Source organism: Pseudomonas sp. UM16 (assembly GCF_050312595.1).
Lineage (GTDB): Bacteria > Pseudomonadota > Gammaproteobacteria > Pseudomonadales > Pseudomonadaceae > Aquipseudomonas.
In genome coordinates, this window is record NZ_JBNPJT010000082.1 from 1 (window position 1) to 370 (window position 370).

The window sequence follows — 370 nt, forward strand, 5'->3', positions numbered from 1 at the left end:
GACTGGTGAGTACTCAACCAAGTCATTCTGAGAATAGTGTATGCGGCGACCGAGTTGCTCTTGCCCGGCGTCAACACGGGATAATACCGCACCACATAGCAGAACTTTAAAAGTGCTCATCATTGGAAAACGTTCTTCGGGGCGAAAACTCTCAAGGATCTTACCGCTGTTGAGATCCAGTTCGATGTAACCCACTCGTGCACCCAACTGATCTTCAGCATCTTTTACTTTCACCAGCGTTTCTGGGTGAGCAAAAACAGGAAGGCAAAATGCCGCAAAAAAGGGAATAAGGGCGACACGAAAATGTTGAATACTCATACTCTTCCTTTTTCAATATTATTGAAGCATTTACCAGGGTTATTGTCTCATG

The 370-nt window shown here is 44.9% G+C and carries 1 protein-coding gene; it reads right to left on the reverse strand.

Features of this window, described 5'->3' with window-relative positions:
• On the reverse strand, nucleotides 1-318 hold a 318-nt coding region (locus tag ACQRAX_RS25660), incomplete at its 3' end, for a class A beta-lactamase (protein ID WP_042946378.1).
• Nucleotides 319-370: the final 52 nt, after the last annotated feature.